Origin of the sequence: Caballeronia sp. INML1 (genome assembly GCF_023631085.1) — a bacterium.
GTDB classification, from domain to species: domain Bacteria; phylum Pseudomonadota; class Gammaproteobacteria; order Burkholderiales; family Burkholderiaceae; genus Caballeronia; species Caballeronia turbans.
Genome location: NZ_JALQDT010000078.1, coordinates 58,113 through 73,657 on the forward strand (window position 1 = coordinate 58,113; position 15,545 = coordinate 73,657).

A 15,545-nucleotide genomic window follows, 5' to 3' on the forward strand; every position below is an offset into this window, starting at 1 on the left:
ACGCGTCTATAAAGTCGTCGGTTGACGACTTTATAGACGCAACGTTGACATCTTTAATGCGTTCTACGACATAACAAGTCATCCCTGCGGCGGCAACCAGAACAGACTGAAGAACTATTGATTTCATGACTGCAATTCCGTCCGATGGACTGGCGAGCAAACGAATGCGTTGTGATAAGCCTTTGAGAATTCTACTGCCCTCCGGTACTGGTGTCGGACTCTTACTGTGCTTAGTCGAGCTCACGCGCGCTCCAAATGCGGGTTAGCCCGACAGTCACTGCTTCCGGAAGCAGCAGTAAAGAAACTGCTGGGCGGAGCCAGCAGGCGTGTGGTGGTCTTCAATGGTGCTTGTGACCAACTCGAACCCTGCACCGAATTCGTTGGAGAGCTGCTGGGCATCGTATCGCCTCACGTCGAGTCCGCTGCACCGGTTCGGTCCGCCAGGTCCGAATGTCCCAATTACGACGTGGCCACCAGGTTTGAGGGCGTTCGTCAGCACACGAATGTATGCGGCCCGTTCTGACGCTTCGCTGAGGAAATGGAAGACGGCCCGGTCGTGCCATACGTCGTAGTGATGCGCGGGCAGGTCGACCATTAAAATATCGGAAGCAACCCAGGTTATCTGCTCAGCGTTTGCGCCCAATCGACGTTTGGTGGTATCGAGAGCAACGGCGGACAGATCAAGCACTGTCAGATTTCGGTATCCGTATTGAAGCAAGTCGTCTACTAACGTAGATTCACCACCGCCCACATCAATAATGGCTGCACTCCGATCGGGCGCGCTTTCGGAAATGAGCCGCAGCGATGTCTCAAGATGCGGGCGATACCAGCTAACTGCGTCAGGCGCCTTTGACCGATAGACTTCTTCCCAATGTTCTTTGCTGTCCATGTTGCTTCCCCAGGTTTATGCCGCATGCGAGTCAATGATAAGAGACCTGACGGGGCGCGTCATCGACATTGCGCAGCTCTGCAGGTATGAGGCACTTAACTCACTTAGCTATTCCAGCCAAGGCGGCCAGAACCATCCCGACGCGACAAAGTGAATGTTGAAGTTGCGCTGTTTGGTAACGGCGCTGTACGGCCCGACGGCCTGGCGCGTGCAAAACACACTATTGTCGGTGCGGCTTCAGTGCGTATGCCGGTGATGAATGTCGGGAAAGTGCGCGTGCGTGTGAGTGATAGGCGCATGTTGATGAGGATGCGTGTGCGGCTCCTCACCATCCCAATCAAATTCATGCGTATGCTGGTGGTGCTCGTCGTGCCGGTGTCGATGGTTGTGGTCCAGGACTTCGTGAGTGTGAGGATGTTCATGCCGCTCACGTATATGCAGCCAGACCCCGAGCGCCATGAGCGCTGCCGATAGCCAGAAACGGAGCGACGGCAACTCTGGCCACAGGATGAGCGATAACGCGACGCCGAATATAGGTGCCACCGAGAAATATGCCCCGGTCCGCGCCGTACCAAGATTACGCAGCGCGACGACAAAGAGAACCAGGCTAACGCCGTAGCCGGCGAAGCCGGTCAACATGGCGGCTGCCACGTTGCCGACGCTCGGAAGATGCGCACCCAGCACAAGTGCGATACCCAGATTGACCGAACCGGCGACCAGTCCTTTCAGGCAGGCAATGACCATCGCGTCGTTAGTTGACACCTTCCGCGTCAGATTGTTGTCGATGGCCCACGCAACGCAGGCTCCCACGACCAGTAATGCGCCGACCGCCACGCTAGTTGCACCGGGTTGCCAGGACAGCGCGACGCCGCCTGTGACTATCGCAACCATCCCGAGAAATATCTGCAGGTCGACGTTCTCGCGAAACACAACCCATGCAATCACTGCGGTGAAGACCCCTTCAAGGTTGAGCAGCAGGGAACTGGTTGCTGCCGGGGTCGTGCTAAGTCCGAGCATCAGCAGCGCAGGTCCGACGACGCCGCCCGCCGCGATAGCGCCAAGAAGCCAGGGAATCTCTGAAACGTGAATGCGGCTTTCGTTTCGCCGCTCATCCGTCGTGCGGCGGAGGCGCTGAATTTGAATCGCGATGGCAAGGCCGACCCCACTGCCCAAATAAAAAAGGCCAGCAACCATGAATGGGGACAGGGACCCGAGCAACATCTTCGCGAGCGGCGTGGTCGCGCCGAATAGCGCGGCGGCAAGAAGCGCGGTGAAAGCGGCATTAAAACGTGTACTCATCGCGATGTGCTGTCCATTAATCGGTCACCCGTGCAATTGTCGGCATGACAGTTTGTCGTACCGGTCGGTCGCTCGAAGGCATTCACTCAACGGCGGTGTGGTACCTGCCTGATGCCTAGCCCAAGTGAGAAGCTTTTGATTTCGGCTGGGCCGTTTCCATTGATGTCAGCTCGTGAATGATTCTGCAGTCCTCGACCGGCCGCGCACCCCCACATCTCTCACGAAGCTTGGTCAATTGCGCCCGAAGTTGAAGCAGTTCATCGATACGCGTGTTCACGTGGTCAATGTGTTCATCAATTAGCGCGTCCACAGCACCACAGCCGATGCCTGGGTTGTCGGCGGTCTCGAGCAGCGAACGAACCTCGTCGTGCGTCATGTCCAATGCGCGGCAGTTCCGTATGAAACGTAAGCGGTCGACGTGGCCCTCGTTGTAGCTCCGGTAGTTCGCCTCTGTCCGGTCCGCCTCAGGCAGCAACCCTTCCTTTTCATAGAATCGGATTGTGTCGGTGGTGCAATTAGCCAGTCGCGCCAGTTCACCGATTTTCATGATTTTTCCTTTCCACCTTGACCTTAGAGCTACTCCAAGGTGTTTACTACATCATAAATCAAGGATGGATACCACCATGTCGGATGCAAACGTTTCGAAAAGGCTCCAGGAGCACGGCTCAGACGCTGTAGCCGCACGTGAGCAGGACCGCGGCGGCATTGCGAGGGGCGCAGAGCGCCATGATGACCGGGCACACGAACGCGGCTGCTCGAGCGGTCACGCCCACTGCTGCGAAGACGCGGACGACCGAAAGAGTGGCCACGACCACGACGATAGCCACGCTCACGAACATTCGGCTGGCAAAAGCTGTTGCGCGCCTTCCACCGCCGGCAGCTGTTGTGGCGCCGAGACCCTGACGTTCGGGGCGCTTGCCGAGCCAATCGCGGATGGTTCGAATGAGCAAAAGCGTGGTCAGGGTTACGGACACAGCCAAGACCATTGCGAAGGTCATGCTCCCCGGCCTGCGGCTAGCAGTAGCTGTTGTGCAACTGCCGCCAGCGATAGCTGCTGCGCACCCGTTGCCGTATCCGTCGGCGCCATAGGCGCGCCGACTTCGGTTGGCGGTACGGTTCGGACTCAAATTCGCATCCTTCAGATGGACTGCCCGGCAGAGGAAGCGTTAATCCGGAAAAAGCTGACTGGCATGCAGGCGGTTACCGCGATGGAATTCAATCTGATGCAGCGCGTGCTGACGGTTGCTCACAAACCAGAGGCGCTTGCCCCCGTACTCGATGCCGTACGGTCGCTGGGCTTCACGCCGGAGCTGGCTAGCGCAGATGGGCAACCTGAGAAGGTGCAGGAGCCCGAGCACAAACCGTGGTGGCCACTGGCGCTTTCCGGCATTGTGGCGATTTGCGCGGAGGTCGCCAGTTGGCTCGGGCAGCCTTCTTGGCTCGTCGCCGCACTCGCTTTGCTCGCAGTATTTGGCTCCGGCCTGACGACATACAAGAAAGGTTGGATTGCCGTCCGCAACGGCAACCTGAACATCAATGCACTGATGAGCATCGCCGTCACGGGCGCGCTGCTGTTGGGCCAGTGGCCGGAAGCAGCGATGGTCATGGTGCTTTTCACCATAGCCGAACTCATCGAGGCAAAGTCCCTCGACCGTGCTCGCAATGCTATTCAGGGCTTGATGAGGCTGGCGCCGGAAACGGCGACCGTCAGGCAGGCGGATGGGTCTTGGGCTGAAGTCGAAGCGAGCTCCGTCACTCTCGGTGCGGTCGTGCGCGTCAAGCCGGGCGAGCGCATCGGTCTGGACGGCGAAATCACAAGCGGCCGTTCGACCATCAATCAGGCGCCCATCACTGGCGAGAGCCTTCCCATCGAAAAGGCGGAAGGTGACGCGGTGTTCGCAGGAACCGTCAACGAGTCGGGTTCGTTCGAGTACAGGGTCACTGCCGCAGCAAACAACACGACGCTCTCGCGCATCATTCACGCGGTTGAAGAGGCGCAGAGTTCGAAGGCTCCAACACAGCGGTTCGTCGACCAGTTCGCTCGCATTTACACCCCGATTGTTTTTGTTGTGGCGCTCGCAGTTGCGACAGTTCCACCGCTTTTGTTTTCGGGCAACTGGTTCGACTGGATTTACAAGGCGCTTGTCCTGCTCGTCATCGCTTGTCCCTGCGCGCTGGTTATCTCGACACCGGTCTCGATTGTCAGCGGCCTCGCGGCAGCGGCGCGCCGAGGCATCCTTGTCAAGGGCGGTACGTATCTCGAACAGGGACGAAAGCTCAAATGGCTCGCACTGGACAAAACCGGAACCATCACCCACGGGAAGCCGGTCCAGACGGAGTTCGAACTGCGTGTGACGGGCATTGATGCCGTACATGTTCGCTCGCTCGCAGCAAGCCTGTCAGGTCGTTCCGACCATCCCGTATCGATGGCCATCGCCCGAGCCGCGGACAATGACGACATAACGCGGTATCCGGTCGAAGAATTTGAAGCAATTCCTGGGAGGGGTGTTCGCGGCGTTGTCGACGGGAAGAATTATTCGCTTGGCAACCATCGGCTGGTCGAGGAACTCGGTCGCTGCTCAGTGGAACTGGAAGAGCGGCTCGACGCCCTTGAACGTCAAGGTAAGACGGTTGTGGTGCTGCTTGATGAAGTTCGCGTGCTGGCTCTCTTTGCCGTGGCGGACACTGTCAAGGAAAGCAGCCGTGAGGCAATTTCGGAGCTTCACAAGCTGGGCGTGCGTACGGCAATGTTGACCGGCGACAACCCTCACACCGCACAGGCAATCGCTCGGCAGGTCGGCATCGACCAGGCTGAGGGCAACCAGTTGCCTGAAGACAAGCTGCGCGCTGTAGAGCGTCTGTCCGCCAACTCAACCATGGTCGGCATGGTTGGTGACGGCATCAACGATGCGCCGGCGTTGGCGCGAGCTGATATTGGCTTCGCAATGGGAGCAATGGGAACCGACACGGCAATTGAAACGGCCGACGTCGCTCTGATGGACGATGACCTAAGAAAGCTTCCTGCGTTTATTCGTCTGTCGAAGGCAACCCACTCCGTTCTTGTGCAGAACATTGCGCTAGCACTCGGAATCAAGGCTGTATTCCTTGCATTGACGCTTGTCGGTTACGGAACCATGTGGATGGCCGTTTTCGCTGACGTGGGAGCCAGCCTGCTCGTTGTCGGCAATGGCCTTCGTCTGCTGCGCAAGTGACCAGGCGAACCTTGCTAGTACGGGTTGAATCGACCGGAGGTGGCGATGGGATAGTTGGAATGTATGTTGCACGGGCATTTTCTTTGGCTTTCCGTTAGACATGTCGTTCCCGCGCTACGCAGGGACCCGGCGCGACGTCCCGTCATGCCACACCGGCCCTGCGTAACGCCATCAGATGGCTGAACTACGAGCCGCTTTTTCCCACCGCCTGAGCATGCTTCTCCGGCCCATCGACGGGGGTCTGCATGCCGCGCATCATGAACAGCATCGAGAGCGGACAAATCAGCACGCTGGCCATCGCGACGAAAGTGCTGAACTCGCCTCGTATCTGAGGCAGAGCCCAGTAACCGATTGCGAGAATCAGTGCGAGAGCAAGCGCAATCGTCACCATCGACTTCGTGTTGCACTTCAAGGTTGAATCCTCCCGGCGATGTGTTGAGATATTGTGGGAGAGAACCGGCACATGTTTACTTCGACGGAGCAGCTGGGGCCTGGTCCGAATACTTGAGCATAATGTCGCCCATCGCACGCATCATCTCGCCGTGCATCTTCATCGCGGTTTTCGGGTCCATACCGGCCGTACCGCCCATCATCGGGCAGTTCCCCATCATTCCGCCCATGCCCATCATCGAGCCGTGTTCCCGACTCGGCGATGACGAGCCGGGAGAGTTGTTCACTCCTGCTCCTGCTGCTGCCATGCTGACGGCACTTGCACCTAGAAGCACTGCTGAAACAATCAATGCGCCTACAGTTTTCGTGTTCATGGAAAGCTCCGAATCCGATTGAATCGTGTCGCTCGTGAAGCGTTCATGCGCAGGTCGACAGTCGCTGCGCGCAGCGAACGTGTGCGAGCCACGGCACAAAACCGTTCAAACCTGGTTGAAAGGGAGTTACAGCGAACGAGGCGGAGGTGCGGGAAGTTCCGGAATGAACTCTTCAGCGAAGGCGGGAGCAACCGCCCGATAGACAGGTGACGAAGGCGTGACGAGGAGCGAATACTTCACGGGTATGGGCGGCACACCGCAAATGAAACCGCTTGCGCCGCCCGGGCAGACGTGCTGGACGTTCACCGCATTGTGTTTCACGTCGTGTGCGCAGGGTGTCGAGTCCGAGACACCCGACACGCTGGCTTGTTGTGATGCCATTGCCGTCATTTCCGGGCATGACGTCGCCCACGCCGGGTAGCCGATCAAAGGCAACCAGACAATCAGCAAACATGCGACGAGTTTTACCCAGAATTTCATGAAGTTCAGTATAGGCCTGGTCGCAGCACACCGCTACGATACGTCGCGAGATTCGGGCGTGGCTTCATGTCACTGAGCCCATTTCTTCAGGTGCGAAAGGAACGCATCGGCGCCGACGAATCCCGCGAGTTGTGCGTCGGGTTGCTGCCTGCCATTCCGGTCGTAGAAAATCAGTGCTGGCGGGCCAAAAAGGCCGAAGCGCCGCAGCATCGCTATGTCCTCGGGCGTGTTCTTCGTGACGTCAATGCGCAGCAGCTTCCACTTAGCAAATTCGGTTACTACGCGCGGGTCAGAAAACGTGAAGCGCTCCAGTTCCTTACAGCTGATGCACCAGTCCGCATAGAAATCGACCATAACCGGCTGGCCGCGTGCCGCGCTGAGCGCTTGCTCCAGTTCTGCATTCGACCGTTTCGTGTCGAAAGGTGCGGGTCCCTGGCGGATGCTCTCGGACGATACCCGCATCACGCCGCCAAGGGGCTCGAGGATGTCCCGATGACCTGACAACACACCAATGAACTCGGCGACGCCCGCGACCAGTAGCAGCAAGCCGAGCGCTTTGCTCGCCCGCGAAATCGAGGAAGCATCTGTTGGCAGCGGGTCAATCGCGTGAAGCATCACGCCGCAACCGGTTAGCAGCAACGCAATCAGTATCATCAGCAGCCAAACAGGCAGCAGCGAATAGACAAACCACAGCGCTGCGGCGAGCAGCATGACTCCCAGCGCGTTCTGGACCGCGACCATCCAGCGACCGGCCCGAGGTAGCGCGCTAGTTCCGAAGGTACCGACGAGTAGCAGCGGAATTCCCATCCCCATGCCCAACACATAAAGAGCCAGTGCTCCTCCAATGACGTCGCGGCTGTTGGCGATGTACAGCAGGGCGCCCGCCAGCGCGGGCGTCGCGCACGGCCCGACAATCAGCGCGGACAGCATGCCTGCAACGAACACCGGGACAACGCGCCCCCCGGGGAGACGATTACTCCATTCCGTCACTTTGGTTTGCCAGTTCGTCGGCAACTGCACTCTGAAGGCGCCGAACATTCCGAGGGCCAGAATAACCATGAGCATGCCAAAGCTGGCGAGCACCCAGGGTTGTTGTGTCACCGCCACTAGCGGAATGCCGATGAGTGCCGCAATGGTGCCGGCAACCGCGTAGGTAATCGCAAGCCCCTGCACATAAGCGAATGACAGGGCGAAGCCGCGGCCAAAGGACGATGGTTCGCGGGCTGCCCCAATAACCGCAGTCACAATGGGAATGAGCGGGTACATGCACACGGTACCTGCCATTAGGAGGCCCGCGAGCAGAAAGCCGACCAGTTCGGCGAGCGAGATGCCATTCGCAGGGTGTAGAGTGATGCCAAGCCCGGCGGACGGCAGGACGTCGCCAGTGTTAGGGAATCCGGCAACGCCCGCCGGCGCCTTATCCCCTGTTGCGACGGACACGACTGAGCCATCTGCTGCCACGCGATAGCTTCGCGTCTGCGGCGGATAGCAGACGCCCAGGTCGGCGCATCCCTGCGACGTCACGAACAGCACAATGCTGCTCACTACCGCGCGAGGCAAGGGAACACGGATTTGCATGGGCCGGTGGTATACCGTGACCATGCCGAATGTCGGGTCGCTTTTCAGCTCCCCCGGCGGCATCTGGTTCGGCTTTATCGGTGCACCGTCGACCGCAAAACTGAACCTGTCCCGGTAAAGGTAATAGCCTTCGTGGGTGTTGAAATCGAGCAGCACCTCTTGCGGCGCGCTGAGCGTGACCTTTAACGGGAACGCTTTTTCAGGTGGCAGTAGTTCCGACTCGTCGACAGCGTGGGCCGCCAGCGAAGTCAGTACGAATAGCAAGCCGAGTGCAACGTGCAACACACGTTTGACATTGATTGATGACGCTAGCATCACGGGCTCTGTCTCCTGCGGGCCGGACTGCAGGCTCACCGATGGCGAGCCTGCGAGTACGGCATCAATACATCGTCAAGATTGTTTCTCCAGCCTCACAATGGTCAGGTTGCCGTCGACGTTCTCGATGCGAACCCTGACCTTGTCACCCTCGTGGACTCGCTTGACCATCGCAGCATCCTTTGCCTTGAAGGCCATCGTCATTGGCGGCATGCCGACGTTCTCCAGCGCGCCGTGCTTCAGCGTAATCATGCCGGTCGTCGCGTCCACGTTCTTGATTTCCGCATCGGTCAACGCGGCGTTCGACGACGCCTTCGCGGTCGAAGATTTTGTGGACATATTCATGCCGGCCATGTCATCGCCAGCAAACGCAGGGGTGGCGACAACGGCTGCAAACGCCGCTGTTGCGACAATCAGTTTCTTCATTGAATTTCTCCAGTTTCGGTTGATGGCACTCTCGCGCCGGAAGGTACTTCACGATGAAAACGGGCCGCGCTGGCCTTTCGCGCTTGACGGCGCTGTAACAGGAACCAGGCGGCGGGAATCACGAACATCGACAGAAGGGGCGCGGTGACCATGCCGCCGACCATCGGCGCAGCGATGCGCTGCATGACTTCCGAGCCCGCGCCGTGTCCAACCATGATGGGCACAAGACCAGCCAGCACGACCGCAACCGTCATCGCTTTCGGCCTCACGCGCAGCACAGCGCCTTCGCGAATTGCGTCGAACAACAGCGCCTCGGTCAGCGGCTCACCGTCTTCCAGCCGACGATTAAGTGCCCCCTTGAGGTACAGCAGCATCACGACGCCAAATTCAGCAGCAACACCGGCGAGTGCGATGAAGCCCACAGACGTCGCGACCGACACGGCATGACCCAATATCCAGATGAACCAGAGGCCGCCGACCAGCGCGAATGGCACCGTCGACATGAGCAGCAACGCATCGGCCGCCGAATTGAAGGTCAGGAAGAGCAGCACGAAGATGACGACGAGTGTCACGGGAATCACCGTGCGCAGTTTCGCCGCCGCGCGCTCCAGGTACTCGAACTGTCCGGACCACGCGATTGAGTACCCGGCAGGGAGAACGACCTTTTCTGCGACCGCGCGCTGCATCGCTTTCACGGCTGACTGCAGGTCCGTGTTACGGATGTCCACGTATACGTAGCCTGAGAGACGCGCATTTTCGCTGCGAATCATCGGGGGACCGTCGGCAATTGCGATATGCGCGACGTCGCCGAGCTGGATTTGCGCGCCTCGGTCCGTGACGACGGGAAGTTGACGAAGCTGCTCGAGCGAATCCCGGACTTCGCGTGGATAGCGGATATTGATGGGAAACCGCTCCCGACCAGCAATTACTTCGCCGACGTTGTCCCCCCCTACCGCCGACGAGACGACCGACTGGATGTCCGCCACACTCAGCCCGTAACGGGCCGCCGCAGACCGGTCGATATTGACATCAATATAACGACCGCCGTTCAGCCGTTCGGCCAATGCGGACGTCACGCCAGGCACGTCCTTCACGGCTGCCTCGACCTGCGTCGCAATCCGGTCTATCTGCGAAAGGTCCGCACCCGAAATCTTGACCCCAACGGGCGTCTTGATGCCCGTCGACAGCATATCCAGGCGATTGCGGATGGGCGGCACCCAGACGTTCGACAATCCAGGGACCTTGACTGTCGCGTCAAGTTCGTCGACGAGCTTCTCCGGCGTCATGCCAGGGCGCCACTGGTTGCGCGGTTTGAACTGAATCGTGGTCTCAAACATTTCGAGCGGCGCCGGGTCCGTGGCAGTGTCGGCGCGGCCCGACTTGCCGAAGACGGTCGCCACCTCCGGCACGGTCTTGATGAGCCGGTCGGTCTGCTGCAGCAGTTCCGACGCTTTCTCGGCCGAGATACCCGGAAGCGCCGTCGGCATGTACAGCAGGTCGCCCTCATCGAGCGGAGGCAGAAATTCCCCACCGAGACGCGAAACCGGAACTATCGTGGCGGCCAACGCAACGACGGCGAGCCCAATCACGAACCACGGACGTCGAAGAGTTGCTTCGAGCAGCGGCCTGTAGAGGCGAATCAGCACCCGGTTGATGGGGTTGGCATTTTCGTGCGGGATGCGGCCACGTATGAGGTAGCCCATCAGGACGGGCACGAGCGTGACCGACAGTCCCGCAGCAGCCGCTATCGTGTAGGTCTTCGTGAATGCCAGCGGCGAGAACAGCTTGCCTTCCTGCCCTTCCAGCGAGAAGACCGGAATGAACGACAGCGTGATGATGAGCAGAGAGAAGAAAAGCGCCGGTCCTACTTCAGCCGCAGAAGTTGCGATGAGCTCCCAGCGTTGCGAGGCGGAAATCCGCGCGCCAGGATACTCATGCTCGAATGCTTCCAGATGCTTGTGAGCGTTCTCTATCATTACGATGGCGGCATCAATCATCGCGCCAATGGCAATCGCAATACCGCCGAGCGACATCAGATTCGCATTGACGCCCTGATAGCGCATTACGATGAACGCGGCGAGGACGCCGAGCGGTAACGACAGAATCGCAACGAATGCACTGCGCAGATGGAACAGGAAGACCGCACAGACAATCCCGACGACGATGAACTCTTCGATGAGCTTGTCTTTAAGGTTGTCCACTGCGCGCTCGATGAGCTGGGAGCGGTCATAGGTGGTTACAACTTCCACGCCGGCGGGTAGGGAACGTTTAAGGTCGGCGAGCTTCGCTTTCACGGCGTCAATGGTCGTCAGTGCGTTTTTCCCCGAGCGCATCACGATGACGCCACCCGCGACTTCACCCTGTCCGTTGAGCTCCGCAATGCCGCGTCGCATCTCGGGTCCAATCTGGATACGCGCCACATCGCCGAGCAGCACAGGTGTACCCGCATCGTTTGTGCGCAGCACGACGTTGCGGAAGTCATCCAGAGAGCGAAGGTAGCCGGAAGAGCGGACCATGTATTCGGACTCCGCCATCTCGACCACGGAACCGCCCGATTCCTGGTTCGCCTTGCCTAGTGCATCGGCCACCATTGCCTGGGTGATGCCATATGCGCGCAGTTTGTCCGGGTCGAGGACGACCTGATACTGGCGCACCATGCCGCCAATGCTGGCCACCTCCGACACATCGGGCACCGACTTCAACTCGAACTTCAGGAACCAGTCGTTCAGCGCTCGCAGTTGCCCAAGGTCGTGCTGCCCGGTTCTATCGACCAGTGCGTACTCGTACACCCAGCCCACGCCGGTCGCGTCTGGACCGAGCGAGACCGTCGCTCCCGACGGCAAGCGGCTTTGCACCTGATTCAGGTATTCGAGCACGCGCGAGCGTGCCCAGTATTGGTCCGTCTTGTCATCGAAGAGCACGTACACGAACGCGTCGCCGAACGACGAATAGGCACGAATGGTTTTTGCGCCCGGCACGCCAAGCAGTGTCGTGGTTAGCGGATAGGTGATCTGGTCCTCGATGACCTGCGGTGCCTTGCCCGGATACGATGCTTTGATGATGACCTGGGTGTCAGACAGGTCAGGCAGCGCGTCGAGCGGCGTTTCGCTTACCGAGTAGGCGCCCATTGACGTGACCAGCACGGTCGCAAGCAAGACGAGGAAGCGGTTGCGGATGGACCAGCGGATAAGACGCGCAATCATTTGGCGCCTCCGACCGGTTCGACCTTTGTCAGCTGGTAGCCGTCTCCAGACTGCCGGAAAACGAAGTGCTTGGTCTCGCCGGGCTTTACATCCGGAAACGCGCCTGGCGCGGGCTTACTGAATGACATCGTCATTGCGGGCCAGTTCAGGGCCGGAACGGGCTGGTGCGAAAAGGTGATGTCGCCCGCAGTTACTTTCTCGACCGTCCCGGTGGTCTCATACGTCTGAGTCGCCCCCGAAGAAGAGGCTTGCGCCGTACCGGTCGCGGGCGTAACGCCCGTTGCCCCCGAAGCGGGGCGACCTTCGAGCCTCGGCAGAACCGATTTAAGGCTGGCCTCCGAATCGATGAGGAACTGGCCGGAAGCGACGACGGTCTCGCCGTCCTCCAGACCACCGAGGACCGCAGTCTCGTTACCAATGTCATTGCCCACGGTGACACTGACAGGTTGCAGGCGTCCGTCGCCGTTCTTCACGATGACGATGGAGCGTTTGCCCGTTGTGATGACGGCTTCTGAAGGCACTAGCAGCCGCGGCACTGCCTTCTTGCCGGCGACGTGCACTCGCATGAGCATGCCCGGCGTCAGCTTCAGCGCTGAATTGTCGAGTTCAAGGCGAGCCTGTAGCGTGCGGCTCGTGGTGCTGATGCCAGGCAGGATTTCACGAATCTGGCCTTTGAAGTGCTGGGACGGGTCACCGCTAAACGTCGCGTCGACCGTCATGCCAGGTTGCACGGATAACGCGAGCGCCTCTGGGATTTCGACGACGAGCCACAGCTTCGAGAGCCCCGCGATTTTGGCGAGCGTCTGCCCAGGAGTGACCATCGCGCCATCCCTGACGTTCAGTTCACTCACGACGCCCGTTTCAGGCGATGAAAGCACGACATGGGTCTGCGCCTTACCGGTCCGGTCTAGGGCAGCGATGACGCCGTCCGGAATCGACAACGCCCGCATGCGCGCGCGGGACGCTTCCAGCATGTTGCTGTCCATTCCACTGCGCTTGAGCGCAAGGTACTCTTCCTGCGGTGCCAGCCAGTCCGGTACGAAGAGCGACGCAATCGGTGCGCCCTTTGCAATCCGCTGCATTGGGGCGCTGGCGTATAGGTGGTCGATGTAACCCGTGACGCGTGATTGCACGACGTCTGCCCGCGACTCGTCGAATTGTGTGGTGCCGACCGCGTCGAACCCGTCAGAAGTATCCTGCCGGCGCACGGTCGCGTAACGGATGCCGAGGTTCTGCTGAAGGCCAGGGTCGATGCTGACACCCGTCGCACTACCACCTTCGTCCGCGTAGACGGGTTCGAGTTGCATGTCCATGAAAGGCGACTTGCCTGGCTTGTCGAAATGTTGTGCCGGAACCATCGGGTCGTGCCAATAGAGGACTTTGCGACCCGTTTTCGCGTCGACCTTGTCCCCTGACGTTGACACCGGGGCGACAGCGCCTGCTCCTCCCGAAGCCGGACGATGGGTGCCGGCAACATAGCCGACGGCGAGTAGGGCCGCCGCCGCAAACACCGCCAAGGCTGCGCGTGCCAATTGTTTCTTTTGCATGCGTTTCTCCTTCACAGACCCGCGGTCATCGAAGCTGGGACGACTTGGTATTCAAGCTGTGCCCAGGTCTGTGACACGTCTCGCCGCAGGTCAAGCACCTGAAGTTCAGCCTCAAGTTGCGCGCGTCGAGCTGCAAAGGTGTCGGCGAGTGAGCCGGTACCTGCCTTATAGGCGGCAGCCGCCAGTTGTACGCGCTGCCCAGCAGCGGGAAGTAGAGAGTCGGAGAGATTGGCAATGCGCTCGCGACCGCTCTCGAGGGTGGCGGACTGCGTACGAATGTCGGCTTCGACCTGACGCTGCGCGTCCTCGTACATTAGGCGCGCCCTAGTGCCAAGTTCCGCCTTTTCCGCTGCATCCCGGTCCTGGCGATTTTTGCGATTGATGGGCAACGGGATGCTGACGCCAATGGACACCATGTTCGAGTACGCTCCGCCGCGCTGTTGATACGCCACGCCCCACGTCCAGTTCGGGCTTCGGTTACTGTTCGCGACGGCCGTATCGGCATCGGCGAGCGCGATGTCGCGCGACGCGGCGACGAGCGCCGGCTGCACCTCACGCAGTTCCTCCGGAGGTAGCGTCGAGACGTAGGACAAGGGCGCAGGCGGCTCGCCTGTCACGTCGGACGCGGGCATTGCCGTCCATCGCGACAACCCAATGAGTGCCGTCCGGAAGGTCTGGCGGGTCTTGAGCAACTGGTCCTGGGTCTGCGCGAGCATCACCTGCGCTTGCGTGACGTCAGCGGCAGTCGCCTTCGCCCCACGATATGAAGCCTTCGTCGCCGCGAGCTCATGACTCATATGGTCAACGAGTTCCTGCTGCAACGAGACGGTCTTCTTTGCGTAGACCGCGTTCAGCCACGCAATGGCGGTCTGCTGACGCGTGTTCGCGAGCTGAGCCAAATAGCCCGCTCGCTCCCGGTCAACGACGTCGTTTGCTAGAGCGGATTGGAGTCGGCGCTTCTCGCCGGATACCCATTCTTGCTCGATGCCGACGCGACGCATGGTCATGAAATCCTGGCCGACCGTGAACTTCTGCTGCCCGGTCACGGGCAAGTTGTCGATGCCCGCCTTAAGCATCGGGTCGGGCAACTGGCCGGCCCGGACGGCTGCCTCCGAGCTAGCGCGTACCGAGGCCTGCGCCGCACCCATGACGGCGGAATGGTCCGTCGCGGCCTGAAGTGCCGCATCAAGCGTAAAAGGTGTTTCCTGAGCGTAGGCGGCTACGCTCGTGAGAATCAGCGCGGCGAAAAGTGAACGCGCGCGCAGAGACGCACGCCGGCATGACGGCGTGCCAATGATTGAAGGCATGTTCTAGTCCCAACGGCGGACTCCGATAAGGAATCCACGTCCTGGATGCAGGACGACCTCGCCGCGGATGCGGCGAACCTGTCAGCGAGGGATTAGATGGAGCGAGGAGGTCGCCAGAGGCCGGCCAACTCACGGATGGCAAGCGACTGTGCGTAGTAAAATACGACCGGACTGGACAGCGCGCCGGGACGGATTATTTCGATACGTGGTACCGGATGATAAAGACTACCAAGCTGGCACTGAGCAGTCGTCTTGCACGAGATGTCCTTGACCTTCTCGTGCTTGGACGGATTCGTCATCTCGCAACCGGGCATCTCTGACGACATCGCGCTGCTTTCGTCGGAACCCGCGCTCACCTGCATCGGACATTCTCCGGTCAAGCCGCTTGCTGCCAGCCCACTGATGGGCAGCACAGCGCAAAGCAGCAGAAGAAGCAGTGTCCGGAGGAATCTCATGGCCGAGATTATAGCGAACCTATTTTATTCACGTTTTCGCCAGTTTGTCCCAACGCTTTCATGCAGCGCA

The 15,545-nt window shown here is 59.9% G+C and carries 14 protein-coding genes; 1 reads left to right on the forward strand and 13 read right to left on the reverse strand.

What is annotated here, in order from left to right; genetic code table 11:
• Positions 1 to 274: 274 nt before the first annotated feature.
• The 4 genes from NCR38_RS31540 to NCR38_RS31555 form a co-directional block, all read right to left on the reverse strand.
• Positions 275 to 889, reverse strand: a complete 615-nt coding sequence (locus NCR38_RS31540) for a class I SAM-dependent methyltransferase (RefSeq protein ID WP_250478265.1) — start codon at positions 887 to 889, stop codon at positions 275 to 277.
• A gap of 237 nt (positions 890 to 1,126) precedes the next feature.
• On the reverse strand, positions 1,127 to 2,188 hold the full coding sequence (locus NCR38_RS31545; protein WP_250478266.1) for a DMT family transporter: 1,062 nt from the start codon (positions 2,186 to 2,188) through the stop codon (positions 1,127 to 1,129).
• 115 nt (positions 2,189 to 2,303) lie between these two features.
• Positions 2,304 to 2,735 (reverse strand): Cd(II)/Pb(II)-responsive transcriptional regulator, encoded by a 432-nt coding sequence (gene cadR / locus NCR38_RS31550; protein WP_250478267.1) that lies wholly within the window; start codon positions 2,733 to 2,735, stop codon positions 2,304 to 2,306.
• Between the two features lie 118 nt (positions 2,736 to 2,853).
• Positions 2,854 to 3,186 (reverse strand): hypothetical protein, encoded by a 333-nt coding sequence (locus NCR38_RS31555; RefSeq protein WP_250478268.1) that lies wholly within the window; start codon positions 3,184 to 3,186, stop codon positions 2,854 to 2,856.
• Positions 3,187 to 3,396: 210 nt separating this feature from the next.
• On the opposite strand from NCR38_RS31555, the gene NCR38_RS31560 reads away from it, so the two are divergent.
• A complete protein-coding gene (locus NCR38_RS31560; protein ID WP_250478269.1) occupies positions 3,397 to 5,400 on the forward strand; it encodes a heavy metal translocating P-type ATPase in 2,004 nt (667 codons plus the stop codon).
• A 184-nt stretch (positions 5,401 to 5,584) separates the two neighbouring features.
• Here NCR38_RS31560 and NCR38_RS31565 read toward each other — a convergent pair whose 3' ends face one another.
• The 9 genes from NCR38_RS31565 to NCR38_RS31605 form a co-directional block, all read right to left on the reverse strand.
• Positions 5,585 to 5,812 (reverse strand): DUF2933 domain-containing protein, encoded by a 228-nt coding sequence (locus tag NCR38_RS31565; RefSeq protein ID WP_250478270.1) that lies wholly within the window; start codon positions 5,810 to 5,812, stop codon positions 5,585 to 5,587.
• A gap of 55 nt (positions 5,813 to 5,867) precedes the next feature.
• Complete coding sequence (locus NCR38_RS31570; RefSeq protein WP_250478271.1) at positions 5,868 to 6,164, reverse strand: hypothetical protein; 297 nt, start codon at positions 6,162 to 6,164, stop codon at positions 5,868 to 5,870.
• 126 nt (positions 6,165 to 6,290) lie between these two features.
• On the reverse strand, positions 6,291 to 6,644 hold the full coding sequence (locus NCR38_RS31575; RefSeq protein WP_250478272.1) for a hypothetical protein: 354 nt from the start codon (positions 6,642 to 6,644) through the stop codon (positions 6,291 to 6,293).
• Positions 6,645 to 6,713: 69 nt separating this feature from the next.
• Positions 6,714 to 8,576, reverse strand: a complete 1,863-nt coding sequence (gene dsbD, locus NCR38_RS31580) for a protein-disulfide reductase DsbD (protein WP_250478273.1) — start codon at positions 8,574 to 8,576, stop codon at positions 6,714 to 6,716.
• 36 nt (positions 8,577 to 8,612) lie between these two features.
• Complete coding sequence (locus tag NCR38_RS31585; RefSeq protein WP_250478274.1) at positions 8,613 to 8,963, reverse strand: copper-binding protein; 351 nt, start codon at positions 8,961 to 8,963, stop codon at positions 8,613 to 8,615.
• On the reverse strand, positions 8,960 to 12,166 hold the full coding sequence (locus NCR38_RS31590; protein ID WP_250478275.1) for an efflux RND transporter permease subunit: 3,207 nt from the start codon (positions 12,164 to 12,166) through the stop codon (positions 8,960 to 8,962). The genes NCR38_RS31585 and NCR38_RS31590 overlap by 4 nt, the downstream gene beginning before the upstream one ends.
• Entirely contained in the window at positions 12,163 to 13,713 is a 1,551-nt protein-coding gene (locus tag NCR38_RS31595) for an efflux RND transporter periplasmic adaptor subunit (protein WP_250478276.1), read from the reverse strand. Before NCR38_RS31595 ends, NCR38_RS31590 begins: the two co-directional genes overlap by 4 nt.
• Positions 13,714 to 13,724: 11 nt before the next feature.
• Positions 13,725 to 15,020 carry a TolC family protein gene (locus tag NCR38_RS31600; protein WP_250478277.1) on the reverse strand — a complete coding sequence of 432 codons (1,296 nt, stop codon included), beginning with the start codon at positions 15,018 to 15,020 and terminating at the stop codon, positions 13,725 to 13,727.
• A 92-nt stretch (positions 15,021 to 15,112) separates the two neighbouring features.
• Positions 15,113 to 15,475: a hypothetical protein gene (locus tag NCR38_RS31605; protein ID WP_250478278.1), complete on the reverse strand. Its 363-nt coding sequence runs from the start codon at positions 15,473 to 15,475 to the stop codon at positions 15,113 to 15,115.
• Positions 15,476 to 15,545: the final 70 nt, after the last annotated feature.

Excerpts from the sequence above, each read along its gene's own strand:
- NCR38_RS31540 (WP_250478265.1), bottom strand. The coding sequence starts at position 889 with ATGGACAGCAAAGAACATTGGGAAGAAGTCTATCGGTCAAAGGCGCCT.
- NCR38_RS31545 (WP_250478266.1), bottom strand. The coding sequence starts at position 2,188 with ATGAGTACACGTTTTAATGCCGCTTTCACCGCGCTTCTTGCCGCCGCG.
- cadR (WP_250478267.1), bottom strand. The coding sequence starts at position 2,735 with ATGAAAATCGGTGAACTGGCGCGACTGGCTAATTGCACCACCGACACA.
- NCR38_RS31555 (WP_250478268.1), bottom strand. The coding sequence starts at position 3,186 with ATGACCTTCGCAATGGTCTTGGCTGTGTCCGTAACCCTGACCACGCTT.
- NCR38_RS31560 (WP_250478269.1), top strand. The coding sequence starts at position 3,397 with ATGGAATTCAATCTGATGCAGCGCGTGCTGACGGTTGCTCACAAACCA.
- NCR38_RS31570 (WP_250478271.1), bottom strand. The coding sequence starts at position 6,164 with ATGAACACGAAAACTGTAGGCGCATTGATTGTTTCAGCAGTGCTTCTA.
- NCR38_RS31575 (WP_250478272.1), bottom strand. The coding sequence starts at position 6,644 with ATGAAATTCTGGGTAAAACTCGTCGCATGTTTGCTGATTGTCTGGTTG.
- NCR38_RS31585 (WP_250478274.1), bottom strand. The coding sequence starts at position 8,963 with ATGAAGAAACTGATTGTCGCAACAGCGGCGTTTGCAGCCGTTGTCGCC.
- NCR38_RS31590 (WP_250478275.1), bottom strand. The coding sequence starts at position 12,166 with ATGATTGCGCGTCTTATCCGCTGGTCCATCCGCAACCGCTTCCTCGTC.
- NCR38_RS31595 (WP_250478276.1), bottom strand. The coding sequence starts at position 13,713 with ATGCAAAAGAAACAATTGGCACGCGCAGCCTTGGCGGTGTTTGCGGCG.
- NCR38_RS31600 (WP_250478277.1), bottom strand. The coding sequence starts at position 15,020 with ATGCCTTCAATCATTGGCACGCCGTCATGCCGGCGTGCGTCTCTGCGC.
- NCR38_RS31605 (WP_250478278.1), bottom strand. The coding sequence starts at position 15,475 with ATGAGATTCCTCCGGACACTGCTTCTTCTGCTGCTTTGCGCTGTGCTG.